Below are 24,347 nucleotides of genomic sequence, written 5' to 3' on the forward strand. Positions count from 1 at the left end.
TTTAAGGCTTCACAACCACCCACTTCCCAGCAGTATGACTTACAAATTCATTATCGTACATAGCTTCTGCGTGTACTCCGGGTAAATAGTAGCTTCCTAAATAGGTGGTATTTAGTTTAACGCTGAACTTTTTACTTTCGTTTTTAATTAAATCAAAATAATAATTAATACGGTTGTCTCTAATGTCTACATAGTCTGCATTGCTTTCTGTAGCGTTACCTCCAGTAGCATAACGTGTATTTACAATTTCCCATCCAGATGGTATTTGGTAGGTTAAAGCAATGTCTTTTACCTTTTTGTTATACGTATTCTTCAACTCAATTTCTGCTACAAAACTAGTTCCTTGTGGTAAGTCTAAAATGTTAATAGTTTTCCCATTCATGTCTTTGTATCGAATGGTACTTACTAGGTTTTTAGAGATATTTTCTTCTTCATTTAAAATAGGAACTCCGCTATGGGTAATTTTAACATACAAGGTTTGTTTGGCATCGTTTTCAATACTTAGCATGTTGGCACCTTTTTTCAATGCAATGTTTTTTTGGAAAATGGCTTTGTCTGTTTCAATAGCTGTCTTTTTACCATTTACTTTTACATCTACATCTAAACCAGCCCCTTTTACTTGTTGATAGTAATTCGCCAAAGCCAACAAACATTTAGCCGTAGTTTGCGTGTTGATATATTTGTCTTCGTTTAATTCTTTGCTAATATCCTCTAACAATTCAATTGCCTTTTTGTTTTCGTTTAGTGCTTGGTATGTCTGAATGGCAACCGATTTGTTAATGAGACTAGAACCATGGTTTACTTGGAAAGCATGGGTGTAATTCACCGTTGAAGCTTGGCTCATTAGTTCTTTAGCCGCTCCTTGCTGACCAATAATAGCATAAGCTAGTGCCAATTGTAATTTCCCCATGTTAGACAAGTCAGTGTCTTCTCTCAATCGGTTCATCATAGACAATTCTGGGTTTTGAGCTAGGGCTAAGGTGTATAAACGGTAAGCTTGTTCCGTATCTGGGTGTTCGTAGCTTCTTGTCCAGGTTCTAGCTTCATCTTTTTGATAGGATATCCAGTTGTTTTTCATATGGAAAGGCAGTAAGAAACCTTTCTTTTCTGCTTCTATCAAGAAATGACCTGCGTAGTTAGACACCCAAGGGTTCGTTTTAATATTCCCCGGCCAATAGCTAAATCCTCCAGATAACAATTGGAAGTTTTTTAACTTGTTTACAGCCTGATTTACATTGTAATGCAACTTGTTCTTTTCGTCTGTATTTACTTCAAATAAGTCGCTAATAAATAGTTGTGGAAAGGCTTTAGAAACCGTTTGTTCCAAACATCCGTGTGGATAACGGATTAAATATTTTAAACGATCCGTAAAGTTAATTTGTGGGAAAGAAGAAATTTCGATAGTTCCTTCGTTCGTGTCATCAATTCCAAACCCGTCAATCACGAGTTTCTCGGTGTTTTTACCATCAATGGTAATAGTAGTACTCTTAGTTACCTTGTTAATAGGATTAAAAGCACTTAGTTCTATATCGTAACTCGCTTTGTTAGCTAATTGATTGCTCGCAGTAATGTTAATTTTTCCAAATCCAGATTTTTTTACTTTTAAATCAAAATAAGCAATCTCATCTCCGCTTTCTGTGAATTGTAAAGACTGTATTGCATTTCCTTGAACTTCGAAAACATCATTGGTTTGTAAACGAATATTTACATTTTGCTTACCGGTTAAGGAGTTGAAAACCGTTACTGGTATTTTTACTTTTTCCCCCTTACTAACTTTTCTTGGAGCACTGGCCAATAACATTAATGGTTTTTTAACGGTAATAGCCATATCTGCTTTTCCATAAGCTTCGTTTTCTGGGTGATGAGCCACTACCATAGCCTTTACAGAACCAATATATTTAGGGAGTTTTATTTTATGTTGGTTGGTTGCTCCACTTTCTAAAGCAAAAGGCCCTTTATAGATTACTACTGGTTTAAATCGGTTGGCTTTTTGAGTTTTTGCAGCAGCCAATCCCATATCTCCACCAATACTAAACACTTGATTTAATTTTCCTCCAAAAGCTCCAATTACATCATCGTACATGTCCCAAGTTTTTACTCCTAAAGCCTCTTTTGCATTAAAATGATACCATGGATTTGGGGTTTTGTATCTTGTTAAGTCTAACAATCCCTCGTCTACTATGGCTAGGGTATAGGTACAGGCTTTTCCATTAGTTTCTTTAACTGCAATAGTAAAGTCTTTTTCAGGTTCCACCTCTTTAGGAGCTCGTACTATTGGGGCTAAATGCGTTGCAGAATCTTCAACAACAATATTTTTAACCCCATACATTCTAATAGGTAAATCGTTGGCCGTATTGTTGTGTGGTTGTAAGCTAGAAATACTAATGTAAATATTAGGAGTCATACTTTTGTCCACAGTAAAGGTAAAGTTGGTGCTTTCCTTTTGTGTATCTACCTGAAAGTGTTTGATTACTTCTTTGCTATTTTCTAAAGTAACTAGGGCATGTCCACCTTCAGCAGAAGGGAAGTTGATAGTTACTTGCTCTCCAATTTCATATTTTTCTTTGTCAGTAGTAAATACCAACATGGCAGCTTCTTTCTGATTTCCTTTTTTGGCTTTACCTGCCCATCCTGGCCAGTCTATAAATACACTTTCTCCTGTACTATGTCCTGAGTTTTTATCGATAACTTTTACAAAGTAACGTCCCCATTCTGGATATTTTAATTCGTAGGTAAAACTTCCTTTTCCGTTTCCTTTGGTATTAATTTGTTTGCTAAAAACAGGAGTATTATAAGTTGCAGAACTAAACTGAGAATAGTTGTTATTGTTATTCCACCACCAACTGCGATTCATTTTATAGATTTTAACCTCTAAGTTTCTATTTGCAACAGGTTTTCCTTTGGCATTTACGGTAATTACCTCAAACAAATGCTGCTTGTCTGTTAGCAACATATTTCTTCTTTTGTCTCCTTGCGGTCTTTTCAACCCAACATACGAGTTAAAAGGGGAGAAGGTCTTAGGATATACATCGGTACTAAAATCTCCACTGTTTTCATAAACTCTAGTGGTTAAATAAGCTTTTAACATCCCTGGAGCATTGTTATTTAACTTAGCACTTAGCTTAAACGAAGTGTTTCCTGTGGCATCTAAAGTACCTTTAAACACATTTGTTTCTTCTGTTTCAAAGCTTTTGCTAGGATCATCAAAAACAAAACTAGGGAACGATTTAAAGTTGGTTTTAGTAGGTTTTAACATTAAATCGGTCTCTACTTTTAAGTTTTTAGCAATGGCACCATGCAACCATTTAGATGATATGTTTACGTTGCTACTTGCTTTGGTTAATACTTCGTCTTTGGTATTAATATTAATTTTTAGACGATTCGGTTTAATGGTTTCCACCTTAAGATTCTTACTAAAACGAGCACCACCAATACTTATATTTGCAGTCCATGTTCCTGTTGGATCTACGTCTTGTGTTGGGATTTTAAAGGTATATAAGTTGTTTACATTATCTGTTGCGACCGTTCTGTATTTTAGTGAGTTGTTAGGGTCTTTTACCTCTAGAGTTACAGGATGATTGTCTGGAAGCTTGTTCTTTAAATCGTTTAACATAAAGGCCGTAAAAATAGTATCACCAGGCCTCCAAACACCTCTTTCTGTGTAGATGTACCCTTTAATACCTTTTATCGGCTCTATACCATTGGTGTTAAAGTTACTCATAGAAAGCACGTTTCCATCATTTACTTTGGTGTAGGTAGTTTGTCCGTCTTTTTTAGCGGTAACAAAGAATGGTGTCTTTTTTAGACGGATAGCAGCAATACCATTTTCATCGGTATCAACACTTTTAATAGGTTGCTGTTGATAGTTGTAAAAAGTAATGGTGACACCTGTTTGTGGAGCAGAACTAATTAGGTTGTTGGTCGCTATAAAATAGTCGTTCTCTTTTCCTTTTTTAATCAATAAACCAATATCACTGGCCAATACATTTTTACTGATGGATTTGTTACGGTAGTAAGAATCTGTACAAGGATTGTCTCTATCCCTCCAACTGTAATTCCCATAGTAATTGTATTCGTTGTAATAATTGTAAGTACCATCCCAATTACTAGTCTCTATTTCATCATCAAAACTTTCTTCTGTTTCTATAGGAGTGTTGCTGCTAACAAAATCGTTGTCACACTCGTAAGTAGCATAATTTTTTCTGATATCTATTCTTACTTTGTAAATAGCTCCTTTTTCTACATTAATGAGTTTGTCTAAGGCTAAACCATAGGTTTGCCAAATGGAGTATACATGATCTGTTGGCTCTAGAGGAATTGTTTTTTTAACAACAGGTCTAGCTACCATTTTAATATTCTGATCTCCAGATAAATTGTTCTGTTGTAAAAACTGAAGCACATTCGATTCGAATATTCTATAAATAGTAACATCTACGGCTCTTAGATTGATGGCTTGAAACTGAACGTTTAAACCTTGAGAGTTTGGTAAGATGTTTCCTGATTTGGCAAATTTCACCTCTGGTTTGGGTTCATCAAAAGAAAGATATCTAGTAACCGTCTCTTTAAATTTATAACCATAAGAGTTTTTAACCCCTCTGTATACAGAAACGCTATAATCTCCCTTTAGCACAGAAGATTTAGGATACACTTTAACCGCGTTACCACTTACGGTATAAGTAACATTAGAAACTCCAGCAATGCTAATCAATCCTTTTAAATTCTGATTCTTTGCCAAAGGATCAGAAAAATTGATTTCTACATATTGGCTAGCACCATTTACCACCTGCATGTCTAACAATTTAAAATTGTTTTTACCTGCAATGTGAATTTCTCTTTGTTGTTTGTTGTCTACTCCTAATGGTGTACCATTATAGTGTAAATAGATATCAGAGTCATCTTGTTCACGATAAATACTATCTACTTTAAACAAGAATGTATTTGTTGCAATGTTGATGTCATCAAACTTAACAGATAAGTTTTTTCCGTTTTGAGTAGCAGTAAGTACTTTTTTTACGTTGTCTAAAGAAGCTAAGTCGTTCGTTTTTACAACTCCTGTAATGTATTGCCAATCTTGATTGTAAGATTGTAAAGAGTTGGTTTTAATTTCAAATGCTTGTTTCTTGGTTTTAAAAGTAAACTCGTAATTCTTAGCATCCTGGTTGGGGAAAAGTTTGTTTAAGTTAACCGTAACTTTGTAAGAGCTGTTTTCTTTAAGACTTTCTGTAGGAGTAAATAGAAGTTGTTTCTGATTTAGAATTTGGAGTTCTCCTTCTATTTTAGGAGAAAAAGTCAGTACATTCTTAAGATTTTCTGCTGTAATATTGGTGGTTTGTGCCAACGTAAGGTTTATATCCGATTTTACTGATTTTATACCTCCTGTGTGATTGTACACATAGGTGCTGTAATCAAATTTTGGATCGTTATGAACTTCTTGTTGTTTTGCCTCATTTTTACAACCAATAGTTGTGAAAATAAAGACCAATGTGCATGCTATCTTAGCAAATACTGACTTTTTCATTTTTACCTATTTGTCTTTAAAAATAAAGAAAAATAGGGAGTTTCAAATTTTTATTGAGCTATAGTTTCATCTGTTGTTCTTTCTTTAGCTTCGTACGGTGTAACCTGTTCTTCTTGTTCATCGTCTTTTTCTAAAACAGTATACTCTGTATACGTAAACTGATTGATAGAGAAGTAACCAAAAGCTCTGTTTTCTTGATTGGTTTCATTTAAGATATTCCCTCTAATAGTAGCAGGAGCAGTCGAAAAAGGACCATCACTACCACCTTCTATTGTTAACAATACTTTGGTTAAGAAATTATTGTAACGTTGGCTAATTCCATAGGTGGTAATTCTTAAAATATCACCCGGTATAATTTCATCGTCAATATAGTTAAAGTCGTAGCTGTCTTTTCCGGGTTCTTCGCTTAGCAAGCTATCATCTGCATTAGAATAATCTGGTAATACCTGAATAGCTTTAGGAGGCTCTATTTTAAACAAAAAGAAATTATCCACGCCAATTTCATTACTAACGTTTAATTTTACTTCTATTACTTCGTTGTCAGGACCAAAGTCTGAATTAAAACTTTGAGTAATATGATTTGGTGTTTCAATAGAAGTGTATTCGTCTTCGGCAGTATAAACCTGTCCATTTACTTCAATTCTTAAGGTATAAGTTTCACCAACTACTGGTTTTACAAAATCTGTAGCCACGTATAATTCCTCTGTTGCATTGTAAACAAATGTTCCCATAGATTCGTTACTACTGTTGGTTACAGTAACAACTGCATCTGTAACTATTGGATATGTTTGGCTGTAGTAAGAGGTAGACATGGTTAGTTTAATGGTCTGTCTCTTAGAAGCTATATCATCGTATTTGTTCCAGTCAAGGTTTGCTTCTACAACTAATCTAGGAGTTGCATTGGCTATGTCGTCTAATACTATTTCTTCGGTACAAGAAAAGGTACACAAAGCAATAAATAATATATAAATGTATTTTTTCATGGTTTTTTAGAATTTAAAGTTGAAAGTAACGGAAGGAATGATTCCAAACATGGTTAAACGCTCTGTTATGTTTCGGGTTGTACCTGTACTTGTATCTTCATCTTGTACAAATGATATAGAAGATGCATTTTGTCTGTTGTATAAATTGTAGACACTAAAAACCCATTCTCCTTTCCATTTTTTGTTTTCATATTTTTTAGGAATGTAGGTAGCAGAAGCATCTAGTCTGTGGTAAATAGGGAGCCTATAACTATTTCTGTCTCCGTAATTTGGAACTGTAATTCCTTCTGCCGGATTGTCTTTAGAAAAAAGCACATAATTACCATCTGCATATGTTACAGGTTGTCCTGACTGTAAAGTGAAGCTAGTGTTAAACTTCCATCTCTTAGAGGCTTTGTAGTTTGCAATTACAGATAAATCGTGTGTTTTATCGTAACCTGTTGCGTACCATTTTCCGTTGTTAATACCTATTTCATTTTCGTTTCTACCTTTGGTTTGTTGTTCAGATCTAGATAATGTATAACTAATCCATCCGTTAAATTTTCCTTGTTCTTTTTTAAACATCAATTCCAAACCATAAGCTCTACCTTTACCACTTAGGGTTACTGCTTCTACAGCTTCTTGAGCTACCAACTCAGCACCGTCTATGTAGTCTATTCTGTTTTTAACAGTTTTACCAAAAATCTCAGCAGTTAAGCTATACATGCTGTTAAAGTTCTTGCTATATCCAAAGGCAATCTGATCGGAAATTTGTGGATCAAAGTGTTGCCCACTTGGTGTCCAAATATCTAAAGGGGTAGGAGATTGTGTGTTAGAAACCTGGTGGATATATTGTACCATTCTTTGGTAGCTAGCTTTAAATGAGCTAGAGTTGTTAAAAGCATAAGCCAATGAGAATCTAGGTTCTAAGTTGTAAAATTGTTTTCTTATTTTACTTCTTTTTACATCCTTTTGTCCAATAGGAGTTGCTTCTTCATATATTTTTAAGCCTTCATCATAGGTTACAGGGTCACCATCATAAATGTTAATTTCTTTTTCTCCCATTCTCATAAAATTGGTCAAACGTAAACCGTATCTCAAATCAATTTTATCGGTTAATTGATGTTCTACATCTACATATAATGCATTCTCAATAGCGTATTTTTTTGGGAGCTGATCTGTATCTATTCCTGAACCTTCTTTATTCGGTTCAATTTTTCCAGGATTAAAAATATAGTTGATAGATTGTACTCCATAATTTAACGTAATATCATCGTTGTAATATTTGGTTAAATCGTATTTAAGATTGTAGTTTTCCAATCCAGAGTTCCATTTAAATCCTGCAAAATCTATTTCTAAGCCGTAATAATAGTTACTATAGATTAAAGATAAGTTGGAGAATAGCTGACTGTTAAAAACGTGGTTCCAACGTAAGTTTGCTACTGCATTACCATATTCATTTACAAAAGAAGTACCTAGTGAAAAAATATCACGCCCAAAATATCCTGATAAGAATAATTTGTTTTTATCGTCTACTTCCCAGTTTACTTTAGTGTTTAAATCGTAGAAATAGGCTTTACTTTTGTTTTCAGGTTGTATGATTGGTAAAAATAAATCGGCATAAGATCTACGTCCACTTAAGAAGAAAGAAGCTTTTTTCTTTTTAATAGGTCCTTCTAATGTTAAACGAGAAGACAATAAACCAATTCCTCCATTTCCGTGGAATTCATTTTTATTTCCATCTTTTTGGTGGATTTCTAATACAGAAGAAATTCTTCCTCCGTATTTTGCAGGAACCCCTCCTTTGTATAGTTTTAAATCTTTAATAGCATCTGCATTAATTACAGAAAAGAAACCAAATAGGTGGGAGGTGTTAAATAAAGTAGCTTCATCTAACAAAACTAAGTTTTGATCTGCAGCTCCTCCACGAACATTGAATCCTGATTGTCCTTCTCCGGCAGTGGTTACACCAGGTAAGGTTGTAATAGATTTTAATACATCTACTTCTCCTAAAACCGCAGGAATTTCTTTAATGGTCTGAACTTTCATTTTGTTCACACTCATTTCTGCTTTACGGATGTTTACCTTTTCTGTGTAAGCAGAGATTTCTACAGCTTCTAAGCTTTCGGCACTCTCTTCTAAACTAATATCTAAGGTTGTGTTTTTGCTTAGATCTATAGTTGTATTATAGGTTTTAAACCCTAAATACGATATTTCTAAATTGTGTTTTCCTTTAGGTAGTGTTATGGAATAGAAACCGTATTCATTAGAAACAGTTCCTTTGTAGGAACCTACTTGTATTACGCTTACCCCAATCAAGGTTTCCTCGGAGGCAGCATCTTTAATTCTACCTGTAATGGTAAAATTTTCTTGAGCCATACTGGTTATACAACTCAACAAAAAGAGCAAGAATGAAATTTTTTTCATAGATGTTTGTTTTATCTTAATTATTCGTTTTACGTTCGCAAATAAAGTGCCTTTTCGGTGTTCTAAAGGGTCAAAAGAAGCAGTGATACCTTTTTTAAGACCTTTGTTAACATGTGTTAAAGCCTTTTTACTATCTAAAGCAAAATTAAAGCTGTAATCTGAATTGAAAGTCCTGTTTTATAATTTAGGACATATTCATTTTAGTTATAAACAAAATTAGTAACAGCCCTGAATTTAAAACAGAGGTGTTACCTTGTATTAATTTGTGTTTGATGCAGTTTATTTTTTTCATATTGTTAGCTAAAAAATACAAATGCAAAAAAAGGGTAATGTTGAGTACTACACAATACTCAATATTGAGGATTTTTTAGAACAATTGATTTACCAAACAATATTGTATCAATTCCTTTGTGGAATCGAAATTTAATTTTTTAAGTAGATTTCTTCTGTGTGTGTCTACGGTATGGGAACTAATGAATAATTTTTCTCCTATTTCTTTACTCGTATGATTCAGAGCTAACAATCTAATTACATCTTGTTCTCTGGTGCTGATAGATTCTGGCAGTAATAGTTTCTGTGAATAATTTTTGTAAAATAGCGTTTCGTATTCCTTATGCTCATTTAGTATTTTAACACTTCCTATAATGGGTTTAATTTCATTTCTACCCGTAATGGTTGCATGTGAAATGGCAATAATGGGTTTGCCAAATTCATCAAAATAGGTAGGTGTTTGATGTTCTAAAATATTTAAATATTCCCCTTTGTTATTTTTAACTCTATAATTCCAAGTATAATTCAGCTTTTTACGGTCTTCTGGGGCTACATGAGTCATGGTAAAGGTCATCATTTCTTCTAAAATAGTCATCCAAATAGACAAATCAACAGGATGTATGTTAGAAAACCAATAAGGCAATCCTAGAGTTTCCATTTTCTGAATTTCTAAACCTAATGCATATTCAAAGTTTTTACTTACAAAAGGATAGCTTTGTAATGTGGTGTTGGTCATAATAGAAAAAGACTCATTTAAGGGGAAGAATTCATCAAACTCTCTTAGTTTGTTAATATGAGTTTCTATGATGGTGTTTTGAAACTCCTTATTGGTTTCAAAAATTTCTTTAAACACATCTATTGTTTCTTTCTTCATCACGTTACTTGTTATAAAAGTTATTAATTTACCAGAACTTTCTTTTTGTATTGAGTAGGAGATAAGCCCGTTTCTTTTTTAAAGATCCTGTTAAAACTTGCCTTAGATTGAAAACCACATTCGTGCGCAATTTCTATAAGTGTTTGGTCTTTATAGGTTGGAGATGCTATTTTTTCCTTTACATCGTCAATTCTTTTTTGATTTACTAATTTATAAAAATTAGTATCCAATTCATTATTAAGCAAATAAGATAGTTTCTTGTGATTGATATCCATCTTTTTAGCAAGTGTTTGTAAACTTAATTCCTCATTTTTATGAATTTTATCGTCTACAAATAGTCTTTCTAATTTCTGTCTAAATGCATCAACCTCGTTTGTTTCTACCTTTTTATGTTTTGTTTTTATTTCTATAACCTTACCGGGCAACAACATCTTTGTTTGATTGGTCCCATAATAGCCCAAGTAGTTAATTAAAATAGCAGCGAGTAACATCGTTATATAATAAGAATCGTACTCTACATTACTAATCCAGCTAACAATTCCAATCATACAATCAATAGAACAAACAATCATCATTCCTATTAACATATGGTTTACCCAATTGATATTCTCTAATGAAGAAGAAGCATAGTTGTTTTGATATCTCTTTTTATAATGATCGTATTTTCTTTTGGCAGCGTATGTGTATCCAATCAAATACAGAATTAACAAGGTATAAGAGGTGTATTCGTAATGATGTACTTCTAATAGTTTTAGATAAGAAAAAATTGGTTCTTCTCTAAAAAAAGAAATCATTTGTGGGATTGTAATAAAAACAAAGTAAACAAGACCTGGTATAAAGTGTAATAAGTTTTTTGGGTTAATTTTCTTTTTCTGACTAAATAAAGCTTCAACGTATAGTAGGAGTAAAGGGCCTAGAATAAACTCAATATTGTCAACAATAGGGTAAGTTACAATGGCAAGTAGTCCAAAATCATTAATGTCTGCATAACCAATAACTAGATAATTAAGAAGTACTATAAAGAATAGGGTTAACAATTTAAAATGCAGTTCTTTCTTTTTAGCCTTTATGAGCATAAAAATCAAAGAAGCTACAATAGTAATACCACTTATAATGATAAACTCTAATGCTTTAATCATACTTGTTTTATATACCTAACTTGTTGTTACATGTTGTTTTTTATTCCTAGTTTTTTAGCAATAAAAATCATTGTTTTTGTTTGTTCAGAATTTAAACTCAATTCTGTTTCTGAAATAACATATTCAAGATGCTCATATGCAAGACCTAATTCATTCTGAGTTAAGTATTCCGTAATAATTTCATTTCCATCTTTAATTCCAGAAGAGCCAGTTTCAAATCCATTTTTCACGATTACATTAAAGATTTGATTGCTCAATTCCACAATTTCTTTTTTTGTTGATTTTTTGAAAATATTATGCATAATCATAATGTCATTAAAATTTCGTCATACTCAAGTGAAAAATCTGAAATTCGATCTTGAGAATGGTCAAACTGACTAACTCCTATTCTGCACGAACTTGCTTTTACAAAATGGTTGTCATTTTCATTAAATCGATAAAGTCCATTTTGTTTTCGGATATTCAATCCATTTAAATTGTCAGGTAACGAAATAAATTCGATGCCTGAAAATTGAATATCAATAGTGCAATTCGGTGAATACTTTATTGAATATTCCACGTCTTCATATTGTTTTTCACTTCTAATTATCATAGTGGAATGGCTTACTGTATAATGCCAAATTCGAAATTTCCTTTTACTTTGATAATTCACTTTCCTGAGTTTTTTTGAATGTGTTACAACAACAAAGTAAAAGTAATGTTTTTGGTGATGTAATATGAGGTAAAAGTATAGTATAAAGAAATGATCTTTTAAATGGTAAATTAGTTCAATTGATAGAATAGTTTTTTCAATGAAAGACTATCGATGAAAATTACTCGATTTCTAAATTTAAGTTTCTTTATTTCTAAAATAGGTTTTTCAGCTTCATTGTGATTCATATCGTATTTATACTCTGATAATTCTTTAATAGTTACATTATCTATATAAAATCTTTTTTTAGAATAAAATGAATTAAAATAAATAGTATCATTAGGATATATTATGTCTCTAAATGGATACTTTTTTTTGTAATGAGATATTTGATCATTGGTATCTGCCCTTTTTTTAATTAGAATTCTAACTTTTGAGGAAGCTTTTAATTGTTGTCCATAACAATCGGAATTGATAATTTTCCAAAATGAAATAAACTCTTTTTTACTATTAATTAATTTATTGTTATCATAATATAAAATTGTATCATAACCCTCTGTATACACAAAATCATTGATAGGGTTTACTATAAAAAGTTTATACTGATATATACTGTCACATATATATTTTTCAGTAATAAACATTTTAGCAGTAGAATTACAGGAAGCAATAATAGAGAAAGTAATACTAAGATAAATTATGATCTTTATTCTCATAGCAGTTTATATTTAAAGAAACATTAAATTATGCAATAAAAAAGCCTTTAACTAATTGTTGTTAAAGGCTTATGTTTTGGAATTAAAAATCTATTTCTATTTGATGTTGTAGTAAATCTTCAAAAGTTTCTCTTTTTCTGATTAAGTGTGCTTTACCTTTTATTACCAAAACTTCAGCAGGTCTAAATCTAGAGTTGTAGTTAGATGCCATAGAAAAACAGTACGCTCCTGCATTGTCCATACAGATAATATCTCCTTCTTTTACTTCTCCTAGAGTTCTACTACTTGCAAATGTATCTGTCTCACAAATATATCCTACTACATTGTATTCCTTTTGTGCTCCATCAGGGTTAGAGATGTTGTGAACTCTGTGATATGCATCGTACATCATAGGTCTCATTAAATGGTTTAAACCACTATCTACTCCTACAAAGTTAATGTTTGGTGTTTGCTTAATTACATTTACTTTCGTTAAGAATTTCCCTGATTCACTCACCAAGAATTTCCCTGGTTCAAAAATTAGAGTCAACTCTTTTCCGTATTTGTCACAGAAAGCGTTAAAGCTTGCTCCTAAGATAGGTCCTAATTCTTCTAAATTAGTTTCATGATCTCCATCTTTATAAGGTACTTTAAACCCACTTCCTAAATCTATAAATTCAATCGTATCAAAATGCTCGGCAATTCCTAACAATACTTCCATTGCTTCTACAAAAGCATCAGGATTGTAAATATCAGAACCTGTATGCATGTGTACTCCGTTTACAGGAGTTCCGTTTGCATTTACAATGTCCTTAATTTCTTCTATTTGTGTATGAGAAATTCCAAATTTAGAATCTACATGTCCTACCGAGATTTTAGCGTTACCACCAGCCATAATATGCGGGTTGATACGTAAAGAAACGGGAGCATTAGGGAATGTTTTTCCAAACTGATCTAAACTCGATAAGTTGTCTAAAGTAACTTTTACTCCTAAATTTTGTACTTCTTCAATCTCATTAAAAGAAACTCCATTAGGAGTATAAGAAATATCTGATGCTTTGAAACCAGCAGCCAAACATAACTTTACTTCCTGAACAGATACACAATCTCCACCAGAACCCAAACCGTTTAAGAATTTAAGTACGTTAATGTTGGTGTTAGATTTTACTGCATAGTTCAATTTTACATTTTTAACGGATGAGAATGCATTCATCATACGTTTGTATTGACGTTCGATGATATCTGCATTATACACATACAACGGAGCTCCATATTGCTCGGTCAACGAAATTAAAAATTGATTGTCCATTTTCTTTATTATTGTTGTTTCTAGTTCTGTTTTGTTCTCGATCCCGAATTCTCGTGACTCGAACTGACACGTTATTATTATTTTTTGAGTAAATCGTTATCGACTCTGCTCGAACACCATTTAAAATGGTTAATTATTGGTGTTTTACTGCCGTTATCTCAGCAATATTTACAATTACCTTTATCGCTTTTTCTATAGATTCTAAAGGAACATATTCGTATTTACCATGGAAATTGTGCCCTCCTGCAAAAATATTTGGACACGGTAATCCCATAAATGAAAGTTGAGAACCGTCTGTTCCACCACGAATGGCCTTAATTTTTGGTTCTATTTGCACTTTTTTCATTGCTTCTGCCGCAATATCTATAATATGCATTACAGGAGCAATCTTTTCTTTCATGTTGAAATACTGGTCTTTAAGCTCTATAGAGAAAATCTCCTCACCAAATTTTTGGTTGAGCGAAGATACTAAAGACTGCATACATTTCTTACGTTCTTTAAACTTTTCTAAATCGTGATCTCTAACGATGTATTCCAAAGTCGTTTTTTCCACATCTCCATGTATATCATGTAAGTGATAAAAACCTTGGTAACCTGTTGTTCTCTCTGGAACATCTTCTGCTGGCAACCCTTGAATAAATTCTTGCGCTACCAAAATAGCGTTCACCATTTTTCCTTTGGCATAACCAGGATGTACGTTTTTTCCTTGTACCGTTACTACAGCACCAGCTGCATTAAAGTTTTCATATTCCAACTCTCCAACTTCACTACCATCCATAGTATAAGCCCATTCAGCTCCAAAAGCTTCTACATCAAATTTATGAGCCCCTTTTCCCACTTCTTCATCAGGTGTAAAACAAATACGAATTTCTCCGTGTTTTATTTCTGGATGTTGGATTAAATATTCCATGGCAGAAACAATCTCAGTAACACCTGCTTTGTCATCAGCTCCTAAAAGGGTAGTTCCATCAGTTGTAATAATGGTTTGTCCTTTGTATTGCTGAATGTCATCAAAATAAGAGGCATCCAAAACAATATTTTGCTCAGCATTTAAAATGATGTTTCCACCGTCGTAATTCTCATGAATTTGTGGATTTACATTTTCTCCGCTAAAATCTGGGCTGGTATCTATATGTGCTACAAAACCTATTACAGGAACATGGTGTGCTACGTTACTAGGTAAAGTTGCTGTCAGGTAACAGTTTTCATCTAATACAACATCTGTTAACCCTATTTCATTCAGTTCTTGTTCTAGCATACGAGCCAAATTCCATTGCTTCTCCGTACTTGGAAAGGCAGGATTGTTTGGGTCAGACTGTGTGTCTACCTGTATGTACGATATGAATCTGTTTAAAATTTGTGACATTGTAGTAATTTTAAACAAAAATACGTAAGCTATTCATTATGTACTATCTTTTAAATAAAATAAACGAATTCCTAAAAATATGTTTAAGGAAGTACATTAAACGAGTTAATTACCTCCATAGTTTCACATAAATTATCCTCAAATTTTTCATTCCCTAAAATGATCGCCTTCAATAAATAGTAATGTTCTGGATAGGCAATGTAGAACTCCATAAAATATGTAGGATTGGCTCCTTTGTGTTCAAAGTAAAAAACACCGTATCCTTTTTTAGTATTGTAGTTTAAGAAGTTTTCTTTTATAATATACGATCTATTCTCGTTTTCAATATCCTTCTTTAGTTTGTTTTGAAATACAGAATCCAATACAATCCTACCGTCAAAACGAGTGATATCTATAATAAAAGACTCAGAATAATCTCTTGTAGTATCTGCAGCATACATTCTAGACTGCCCTTTGTCTACATACAATTCGCGCTTCCAATGATTTCCTATGTTTACTTCAAAATAGTTTTTAGCATCTCTTAAAACTTTATCATGCTTGAAATTGGTTTCATAATCACAGTCTATAAAGTTTTGTAGTGTTTTTTCTTGTTTGCATGACAAGCATAAAAAAACAATTGAAATCGTTAAAATTAACGGTAATCTTTTTGCCATTTGTTTATGATGTAGTTTACTGTAAATAAAAGCGAAAATAAGTTTATTTAAGCAATCAACTATTATTTTTTGAGACTTTGCTTATTTCTAAAGATTCTAAAATTATATCAGTAAATATGGTTTCATTTATTTTCTCACTATCAAAGCCTCTGGTAGGTTTGGTCGCTAAAATCTCATCTCTTGTTTTTCCTTTGCTTAATTCTAATTTAATTCGGTTTAGAATTGTTTCTAACATTATTTTGTAATTAATAAGATCCTGCTTAGTGGACACATAACCATGTCCAGGAATTATTTTTGTATGTTCGTTTGATAGAGAAATAATACGATCTATTCCTTTTATTACACCTTGAATTGTTCCTCCGTTAGGAGTGTCTATAAATGGATAACCATAGGTTACGAAAATATCTCCAGCATGTATAACATTAGACTTTTTGAAGTGTACAATTAAGTCTCCATCGGTATGTGCATGTTCAATAGCAATTAGGTCAATTTCTTCATTATTGAATTCTAATTTATATTGTTTTTGAAATTTAATTTTAGGCAAACCTTCTGGTGAATAGGGTAGTTGTGTGTGTTGAAAAACTTCTATTCTTTGAGGACTTTGCATCCTTAATGCACTATTTTTTTGTGCAATTATAATACTCCCTTCCGCTCCAAACAGTTCGTTTCCGTTGGTATGGTCTACATGCCAGTGTGTGTTGATTACATACTTAACTGTTTTAGAGCTAATGTTAGATAGCGATGTTATGATGTCATCGTGGAGGTGTGCAAATTGATCGTCAATTAACAATATACCTTCATATCCAATAAGAGCTCCTATGTTTCCTCCTTGACCTTCTATACAGTATATAGAGTCTGTAACTTGAATTAATTTAGTCATGTTTGATTTTTTTAAAGTAGATAGTTGGGTACTCCCTAAAAAGACGAAAACTATAACAGGGATTATAAATAGTAGTTTGTTTTTTAATATTGAATCCATTTAATTAAGAGTTAATTAATAAAGAACGCATAGAAATGGATCCCATGTCAAATTCATCGTTAAAATAAGCTAGGTTTTCATCTTTATCCATAGCTCCCAAGGTGTATAGTAGGGGTAATAAATGGTCGTAAGTAGGGTGTGCTAGTTGAGCTAAATTTCCTAATTTTTGAAAATCCAGAACCGAGGTAAAATCTCTTTGGTCAATAAATCCTTTTATTTTTTGATCAAATTCTTGTGCCCAATCGTAAATAGGATTTTCGCTATTTAATTTTTTTAGGTTATGTACAATATTCCCACTACCAATTATAAGTACTCCTTTTTTTCTTAATGTATTTAATTCTTTCCCTAGGTTGTAATGAAACTCCATAGGTTTAGTGGAGTCTATACTAATTTGGAAAACAGGAATGTTTGCCGTTGGAAACATTGGCTTTAATACAGACCAAGTACCATGATCTAAGCCCCAATCCATGTCTTTATGAACAATTGTACTGTGTATTTCGTCTATGGTGAGTTGTGCCATTTCTGGACTACCTGGAGCAGGGTATTGTTGGTTAAAGAGCTCTTCCGGAAAACCTCCAAAATCATGAATGGTTTGTGGAGTTTTCATAGCGGTAACTTTTGTCTTTTTTTCTGTTAACCAATGTGCCGACACCACTAAAATAGCTTTAGGATTTGGCAACGATTTCCCAAGAATTTGCCATTTTTTATGAAATTGATTTTGAACAATAGCATTCATAGGACTTCCGTGTCCTACAAACAATAATGGCATTTTTGGAGTAGATTTTAAATTGTCTTTTAAAGAAGAAAGTGCATTTAGTTTCATAAAAGGGAGTGTAATTATAGAGGCTGTTGCCTGTTTTATAAAATTTTTTCGATTCATTGTTGTGTCATTTATCGTTTTGATAAGTCTTACAAAAATGAATTAAGAAAATAGAGTATACATTCACCTAGGTTACTAAATACACCTAAAGAAGAAAATACTTAATTCTTGGAAGTTAGATGTTTTCTAATTCTACTTAAAGATTGTGGCTTTATTCCTAAATAAGAAGCAATATAATGTTGTGGCACATTGTTGGCAATATTGGCATGTGTTTTTAAGAAAGCTTCGTAACGTTCTTCTGCGGTATTTCCATAAATGTTAGAAACTCTTTTTAGCAAAGCGACATATGCGTTTTGAATTAAAATTCTAAAAAAACGTTCAAATACAGGAATCTCTTTACAAACCTTTTCAAAATTCTCTTTACTTAAAATTAGTAGTTCAGCTTTATCTATAGCTTGTATATTAAAGTAAGCTTGCTCTTTGGAAAAGAAACTGTACAAATCCGAAACCCAATGCTCTTTAGCTGCAAGTTGTACAACTTGTTTGTCTCCATTTTCATCTAAATGATAGGTGTGCAAAAATCCAGATAGAACAAAAGCAATTTTTTGGGGTGTACTTCCCTGATTGATGAAGAAATCATTCCTTTTTACAGTTATTCTTTCGGTAAAAGAAAGAAACGTGTAAAAATCAGACTCCGAAATTTCTACTTTCTTAGAGATGTTATGGTATAAAAGAAGCTCAGAACTATTCATATAAAACAAAACTAATTAAATCTGGTTGTTATTTTAAAATTGGTTTAAAAAAGTGTGAAGTAAGTAAGGGAATTAGCGTTTTAATTTTTATTTTAAGCTTACTAAAAATTGAATACTAATATATGAGAGCATTGGTTATTTCTGGAGGAGGAAGCAAAGGAGCATTTGCGGGTGGTGTTGCGGAGTATTTAATGACCAAACAAAATAGAGAATACGATATTTTAGTAGGTTCGTCTACGGGGAGTTTAATGATTTCTCATTTGGCTTTGGGTAGAATAGAAAGATTAAAGGACTTGTATACTTCTGTTACTCAAAAAACTATTTTTAGTAACGATCCTTTTATTGTAAAAGGAAAAAAAGGAGGGAAGACCGTTGCCATCAATCATATAAAGGTATTGTGGAACTTAATTCGTAAAAGAAAAACTTTTGGTGAAAGTAAAAATTTACGAAAGTTACTCTATAGAACTATAGACAATGAGTTTTATAAAGAACTACAGGAGTCTCAGAAAGAGTTAATTGTAGCAGTATCTAACTTAACCGAGGGTAAAATAGAATACAAATCCATAAAAGACTGTACCAGAGAAGAGTATTGCAATTGGATATGGGCTTCTTGTAACTATGTGCCTTTTATGAGCTTGTACGAGCAAGGAAGTCATCAATACGCAGATGGTGGTTTTGGAGCATTGGTACCTATTAAAGAAGCTATCAATCATGGAGCAACAGAGATTGATGTAATTATACTGGATACAGAAGTAAAACTAGTTGCTAATTTACCTGCTAAAAATCCTTTTTCTTTAATTTTAGATGTGATTGATTTTACGCTAGAACAAGTTGCTAAGCACAATATATCTATTGGTAAAATGGCTTCACATTACAGCAATGTTCAATTAAACTTTTATTACACCCCAACTATTTTAACAACCAATTCTCTAATTTTTGATAAAGAATTAATGACTCAATGGTGGAAAGATGGCTACAAGTATGCAAAAAGCAAGCATAAAGGAGCCGAAATGAGTGATTTAAAGCAACACAAAGACAAGTAATAGCTGTGTTTAATGAAATAAAATATAAACCGGTTTTGGAATTTTAATTTCTTCTATAAAAGTTAATTTACCTGTTCTCTGGTTTCTTTTAAATGAACAAATATTATTAGTATCTCTATTCGCAATCAACACAAATTTGTTATCAGGAGTCAAAGCAAAATTTCTTGGATGTTCTCCATGCACAGAAACTCTTTCTACAAAAATGAGTTTACCATCTTCGTTAATTTCAAATAGCGAAATACTGTCGTGTCCGCGATTGGTCATGTATAAAAACTTTCCATCGTTAGAAACTACAATATGTGCAGATGTATTTTTGCCTGTAAAATCTTTAGGCAATGTTTGTCTGTTCTGAATTATTTTATAAGTATTCTCTTTCGTGTTTTTCTTTACTACAGAAACTGTAGCGTTTAGCTCGTTTACTACGTATAAAATAGGTTTGTTTGGGTGAAATGCAATATGTCTAGGACCACTATTGGCAGGCATTTCCAGTTCACTAAACTCATTTGCGACTAATTTGTTTCCTTTAATTGTAGAGAATAAGATTTTGTTAGCTCCTAAATCAGCAGCTATAATGTTGTCAGAATTCGGTTCAAAATAACAAGAATGTGCAAAAGGTCTTTTTTGCCTTCTATGTGTACTTGGAGTGGTAATAGTATGCTTTTGAGTATCTAGTAAATTACTCACTTTTCCATTTTCATCTATTGAGTGTAAACTAATACTTCCTCCGCTATAATTTGCCGTAAGTACATTTCTTCCTTTTTGATTTACAAAACAAGGTCCTCTACCTGTAGTTACGTTATTAATAAAACTTAATTTATTCCCTTCAATCTTATAACTGTAAATACTTCCTTCTCCAGAAGCATTAGACGACAATAAGTATTTAGAACCTTCTGTTTGATGTAAAAAAATAGGATTGTCAATAGTTGCTGCTAAAGACATAGCTCCAAAAACCCCTTTGGTATTAACACTTGCATGGTAAATACCTTTGGTTACAGGTTGTTCTTTAGACTTCATCGTTCCAATAAAGAAATTATAATCAGAACTGTTATTAGTGTTCAATTTAGTAGATGAACATGAAGTCAGTAAGGTAACTACAACTAAAAAAAGAGAAAAGTTTTTAAGCATAATAAATTCTTTGAGCGTGAAGATAAAAATTACACGTAAAGAAACGATACTATTTAAATAAAAAAGATGAAAAAACTAGGAAGCACAATCAGGGCAACTACCTTGCAATGTTAGTTTAGAACTTTTAATGGTAAAACCATTTGTTTCTTTTACTTTAGGAACTTCAATCTCATCTATACAAAATGTTTTATCACAGTCATCGCATATAAAATGTGCGTGGTTGTGTACGTGGTTGTGTGTGGTACATTTTGTTGGACATAAGGCATAACGAGTTAGATTATTTTTGTCTGGAACTTTGTGAATAATACCGCTCTTTTCAAAGGCATCTAATGCTCTGTAGACCGTTACTTTATCGTTGGTAGATGTCACCTTACTTCTAATCTCCTCAACAGTTAAAGTAGCATTAGAATTGTTAAATATGGCTAGCAATTCTTTTCTAAAGGCAGTTTTTCTTAAACCATGTTTTTCTAGTATAGATTCTAAGTCACTCATTAAATGTCTTCAATAGTTTATGAATTGTAAATATATGTAAAATAATCAAAAGCAACTATGTTGCGTTATCAGAAATTTATATATTTGCAACCGAGTTGCGTTGAAAAAGGATTCAAGTTTTGTTTAGCTAAGTATAAAAATCATAGCTAATACAGTTTTGTAATAATAAATGAGTATTAAAGAAGAGTCGTCATAAAGATGAAAAAAATATTTTTTCTTTTATTTCTAATCAGTTTGAATCCGTTTCAAGCTCAAAATAAAGAAACCTGCAACTACGAGTTAAAAGGAGTCATTTTAGATGCTGACACCAAAGAACCTTTGCCTTTTGTAAAAGTAGAAGTAAAAGGAACTACGTTGTTTGATCAAACCAATATAAAAGGAGAGTTTCATATTCAGAACTTATGTACAGAAGGTAGCACATTAATTATTTCCTGTTATGGTTATTGCGATACTGTTTGTGAAGGGTTTCATCAACATGGTAAAAGTCCACATATTTTTCTAAAGCACGAGGTAGAAAGTCTTAATGGTTTAACTATTACAGCTGAAAAGATTAAAGATGATGGAACAGCTTCTATTGCGCAAAAAGTATTAGGTAAAAAGCAATTTTCTTTAAATAGCACACAGTCTTTAGCAGCTGCTATTTCAGAGGTAGAAGGAGTAACATTTACTTCTGTAGGAAACAATGTACAACTACCTGTTATCCATGGTTTGTATGGAAATAGAGTGTTGATTGTTAACAATGGTCTAAAACATGGCTTTCAAAACTGGGGTACAGATCATGCACCAGAAATAGACATTACAAGTGCACATACTATTACCGTAATTAAAGGAGCTGCGGGAGTAAAATACGGTCCAGAAGCATTGGGAGGTGCTGTGGTTATTGAAGGAGATCCGTTGTATTTAAACGAACCTTTTAAAGGTACTGTGGGTACGGGATATCAAACAAATGGACGTGGATATTTTTTAAATTCTGAAGCAGGGCATGGTGGTGATAATTTTAGTTATCATTTAGGGGTTAATTATACAAAAATAGGAGACAAGGAAACCCCAGATTATTTATTAAGAAACTCAGGAAAAGAAGAAAAATCATTCAATGCAGGGCTTCGTTACCATTTAGAAGATTGGGACTTTAAAGTGTATTATAGTTTTTTAAATCAAAATGTATCTATTTTAAGAGCCTCTGTAGCAGAAAGTGCTATCGGATTTTTGAACATTTTTGAGGCTGATCGTCCAATCTTAACAAGACCTTTTTCTTATAGTATAGAAGAGCCCAATCAGTTAACCAAACATCATTTGCTAAAAGCAGAAGTAAATTGGTGGTATTCTGACGAGGGAAAATTAACATTAAAAATAGGTAGACAATTAAATCAAAGGGAAGAGTATGATGTAAGAAGAAATGCTGACAAACCTATTATCGATTTGGATCTAATTACCAATGATTTTCAGTTGGAGTGGAAACATCCAGACTGGTTTCAATTAGACGGTTTGGTAGGATTGCAATTATTTACTCAGAACAACGATAACAATCCAGGTACCGATACAACTCCTTTTATTCCCAATTACAATACATTAAGATACAGTGCTTTTGTTGTAGAAAGTTTAAAGAAAGGAAAAAATACGTTTGAGTTTGGTGTTCGTTTAGATGTTGAAAACAACAATGTAAGAGGACGTGAAACAAATCAAGATATTTTTAGAGATGACTATACTTTTAGCAACATCACATCATCTCTGGGGTACATACGTCAAATTTCTGATGATACTAGCTTTAGAACAAATATAGGAACGGCTTGGAGAACCCCGAATATGGCCGAATTGTATAGTTTTGGTCAACATGGTTTTAAAAGAACTTTTGGATTGTTGCGTTATTACTTTAATGCAGGAAATGAATTAAACACAGATAGAGTTACACTTCTAGACAATAGCAATATAGAACCGGAAAAAGGATTTAAGTGGATTAACGAATGGCACAAGCACATAAAAACGAATACATACACCTTAACTGCTTATACCCACTTGATAGAGAATTATATTTTTGACAGACCTTATGGAGTGGTTGGCTCTCGTAGAGGACCTATGCCTGTTTATGTGGTAGATCAAGCAGATGCCGTTTTTGTGGGAGCCGATTTTAGTTGGCAGAAAAAATGGTCTAAATCTTTAAGAGGAGTTTTGGGACTTAATTATTTGTGGTCTAGAAATACTAAAAAAGACGAACCTTTAATCAATCAACCACCAGCAGCTGTTAATTATAAGTTGACATGGAAATCTAAAAAACTATGGAAGTTTAGAGCAAACACAATCTCTATTAAACCTTCCTATGTATTCAAACAATTTAAAGCTCCAAGAACCGTGTCTTCTAGAGACTTGGTAGAGGAAACAGTCATTATATATCCTGAATCAGAAATTTTTGATTTTAAAGATGCTCCAGCAGGGAATTTTGTGCTAGATGCTTCGTGGAAATTTAAAATGAAAGCGATAAATGCAAGTGTGTCTGTAGAGAACTTGTTAAATAATAAGTACCGAAATTATTTAAATGAAACAAGATACTTTGTAGACGAACCAGGTAGAAACTTTTTATTCACAATCAACTATACATTTTAACAAAAAAAACAAAAAAAATGAAAGCAATTAACTTTTTAAAAAAGTACAGTATTCACTCTTTATTAGCATTTGGAGTTTTATTAACCAGCTGTAGTAACGACGATGAAGCACCAGCTCATGAGCACGAAACTGAAGTAATTACAGATGTACATTTAGTATTTACAAATAAATTAGATGCAACTGATGTTGTAGAGGCTTCTGCAAAAGATTCAGACGGAGATGGTATTGCAGAATTGACTCCAATTAGTGAGATTGATTTAGACGTAGATAAAACGTATATTTTGACTTATGAGATTTTAAATGAAGAAGAACACGAGGAAGGTGAAGAAGAAGAGGCTGAAGGAGATGGTCATGAGCATGGAGAAGATATTTTGGCTGAAATAGAAGAGCATAAAGAAGAGCACCAATTCTTTTTTAGTTTTACAAACGATGTATTTGAAGATCCAACAGGGACTGGAAATATTGATGCTGCAGGAACAATTAATTATTTAGATACCGATAGTAACAATTTACCAGTTGGGTTAGAAACTGAGTGGACTACGGGTTCTGTTGCAAAGACCGGTGCTGAATTCACTGTTAGATTAATGCACCAGGTAGATATAAAGAATGCTACTTCTACAGCGAATGATGGAGATCAAGATTTTGAATTGACTTTTGTATTAAACATTAACTAATACACGAAACCCTTCCTAAT

18 protein-coding genes are annotated in these 24,347 nt (G+C 32.6%); 3 read left to right on the forward strand and 15 right to left on the reverse strand.

What is annotated here, in order from left to right; all coding sequences use genetic code 11:
• Position 1: 1 nt before the first annotated feature.
• The 13 genes from ACXHHC_RS02095 to ACXHHC_RS02155 form a co-directional block, all read right to left on the reverse strand.
• Complete coding sequence (locus ACXHHC_RS02095) at positions 2–5,518, reverse strand: alpha-2-macroglobulin family protein (RefSeq protein WP_458227999.1); 5,517 nt, start codon at positions 5,516–5,518, stop codon at positions 2–4.
• Positions 5,519–5,568: 50 nt separating this feature from the next.
• Positions 5,569–6,501 carry a DUF4249 family protein gene (locus tag ACXHHC_RS02100; protein WP_458228000.1) on the reverse strand — a complete coding sequence of 311 codons (933 nt, stop codon included), beginning with the start codon at positions 6,499–6,501 and terminating at the stop codon, positions 5,569–5,571.
• Positions 6,502–6,507: 6 nt separating this feature from the next.
• The gene (locus ACXHHC_RS02105) at positions 6,508–8,907 is read right to left on the reverse strand and encodes a TonB-dependent receptor (protein WP_458228001.1); all 2,400 of its coding nucleotides are present in this window, start codon (positions 8,905–8,907) and stop codon (positions 6,508–6,510) included.
• 367 nt (positions 8,908–9,274) lie between these two features.
• Positions 9,275–10,051 (reverse strand): LuxR C-terminal-related transcriptional regulator, encoded by a 777-nt coding sequence (locus tag ACXHHC_RS02110; RefSeq protein WP_458228002.1) that lies wholly within the window; start codon positions 10,049–10,051, stop codon positions 9,275–9,277.
• Between the two features lie 23 nt (positions 10,052–10,074).
• A complete protein-coding gene (locus tag ACXHHC_RS02115) occupies positions 10,075–11,190 on the reverse strand; it encodes a helix-turn-helix domain-containing protein (RefSeq protein ID WP_458228003.1) in 1,116 nt (371 codons plus the stop codon).
• A gap of 26 nt (positions 11,191–11,216) precedes the next feature.
• Positions 11,217–11,447, reverse strand: a complete 231-nt coding sequence (locus ACXHHC_RS02120; RefSeq protein WP_458228004.1) for a hypothetical protein — start codon at positions 11,445–11,447, stop codon at positions 11,217–11,219.
• 505 nt (positions 11,448–11,952) lie between these two features.
• The gene (locus ACXHHC_RS02125; protein ID WP_458228005.1) at positions 11,953–12,537 is read right to left on the reverse strand and encodes a hypothetical protein; all 585 of its coding nucleotides are present in this window, start codon (positions 12,535–12,537) and stop codon (positions 11,953–11,955) included.
• Between the two features lie 82 nt (positions 12,538–12,619).
• The gene (gene lysA / locus ACXHHC_RS02130) at positions 12,620–13,825 is read right to left on the reverse strand and encodes a diaminopimelate decarboxylase (RefSeq protein WP_458228006.1); all 1,206 of its coding nucleotides are present in this window, start codon (positions 13,823–13,825) and stop codon (positions 12,620–12,622) included.
• Positions 13,826–13,958: 133 nt separating this feature from the next.
• On the reverse strand, positions 13,959–15,191 hold the full coding sequence (pepT, locus tag ACXHHC_RS02135) for a peptidase T (protein WP_458228007.1): 1,233 nt from the start codon (positions 15,189–15,191) through the stop codon (positions 13,959–13,961).
• Positions 15,192–15,274: 83 nt separating this feature from the next.
• Positions 15,275–15,844, reverse strand: a complete 570-nt coding sequence (locus tag ACXHHC_RS02140; protein WP_458228008.1) for a hypothetical protein — start codon at positions 15,842–15,844, stop codon at positions 15,275–15,277.
• Positions 15,845–15,899: 55 nt separating this feature from the next.
• The gene (locus ACXHHC_RS02145; RefSeq protein ID WP_458228009.1) at positions 15,900–16,724 is read right to left on the reverse strand and encodes an MBL fold metallo-hydrolase; all 825 of its coding nucleotides are present in this window, start codon (positions 16,722–16,724) and stop codon (positions 15,900–15,902) included.
• A 103-nt stretch (positions 16,725–16,827) separates the two neighbouring features.
• A complete protein-coding gene (gene ygiD / locus ACXHHC_RS02150) occupies positions 16,828–17,703 on the reverse strand; it encodes a 4,5-DOPA-extradiol-dioxygenase (protein WP_458228010.1) in 876 nt (291 codons plus the stop codon).
• Positions 17,704–17,804: 101 nt separating this feature from the next.
• Complete coding sequence (locus ACXHHC_RS02155) at positions 17,805–18,395, reverse strand: Crp/Fnr family transcriptional regulator (protein ID WP_458228011.1); 591 nt, start codon at positions 18,393–18,395, stop codon at positions 17,805–17,807.
• A 122-nt stretch (positions 18,396–18,517) separates the two neighbouring features.
• On the opposite strand from ACXHHC_RS02155, the gene ACXHHC_RS02160 reads away from it, so the two are divergent.
• Positions 18,518–19,438 carry a patatin-like phospholipase family protein gene (locus ACXHHC_RS02160; RefSeq protein ID WP_458228012.1) on the forward strand — a complete coding sequence of 307 codons (921 nt, stop codon included), beginning with the start codon at positions 18,518–18,520 and terminating at the stop codon, positions 19,436–19,438.
• 9 nt (positions 19,439–19,447) lie between these two features.
• On the opposite strand, the gene ACXHHC_RS02165 is transcribed toward ACXHHC_RS02160, so the two are convergent.
• Positions 19,448–20,563 (reverse strand): lactonase family protein, encoded by a 1,116-nt coding sequence (locus ACXHHC_RS02165; protein ID WP_458228013.1) that lies wholly within the window; start codon positions 20,561–20,563, stop codon positions 19,448–19,450.
• Between the two features lie 75 nt (positions 20,564–20,638).
• Positions 20,639–21,055, reverse strand: coding sequence for a Fur family transcriptional regulator (locus ACXHHC_RS02170; RefSeq protein ID WP_458228014.1), 417 nt, complete (start codon positions 21,053–21,055; stop codon positions 20,639–20,641).
• Positions 21,056–21,253: 198 nt separating this feature from the next.
• On the opposite strand from ACXHHC_RS02170, the gene ACXHHC_RS02175 reads away from it, so the two are divergent.
• Together ACXHHC_RS02175 and ACXHHC_RS02180 are read left to right on the forward strand one after the other, a co-directional pair.
• A complete protein-coding gene (locus ACXHHC_RS02175) occupies positions 21,254–23,653 on the forward strand; it encodes a TonB-dependent receptor domain-containing protein (protein WP_458228015.1) in 2,400 nt (799 codons plus the stop codon).
• 17 nt (positions 23,654–23,670) lie between these two features.
• Positions 23,671–24,327, forward strand: coding sequence for a GTP cyclohydrolase (locus ACXHHC_RS02180; RefSeq protein ID WP_458228016.1), 657 nt, complete (start codon positions 23,671–23,673; stop codon positions 24,325–24,327).
• Positions 24,328–24,347: the final 20 nt, after the last annotated feature.

Source organism: Wenyingzhuangia sp. IMCC45574 (assembly GCF_054182685.1).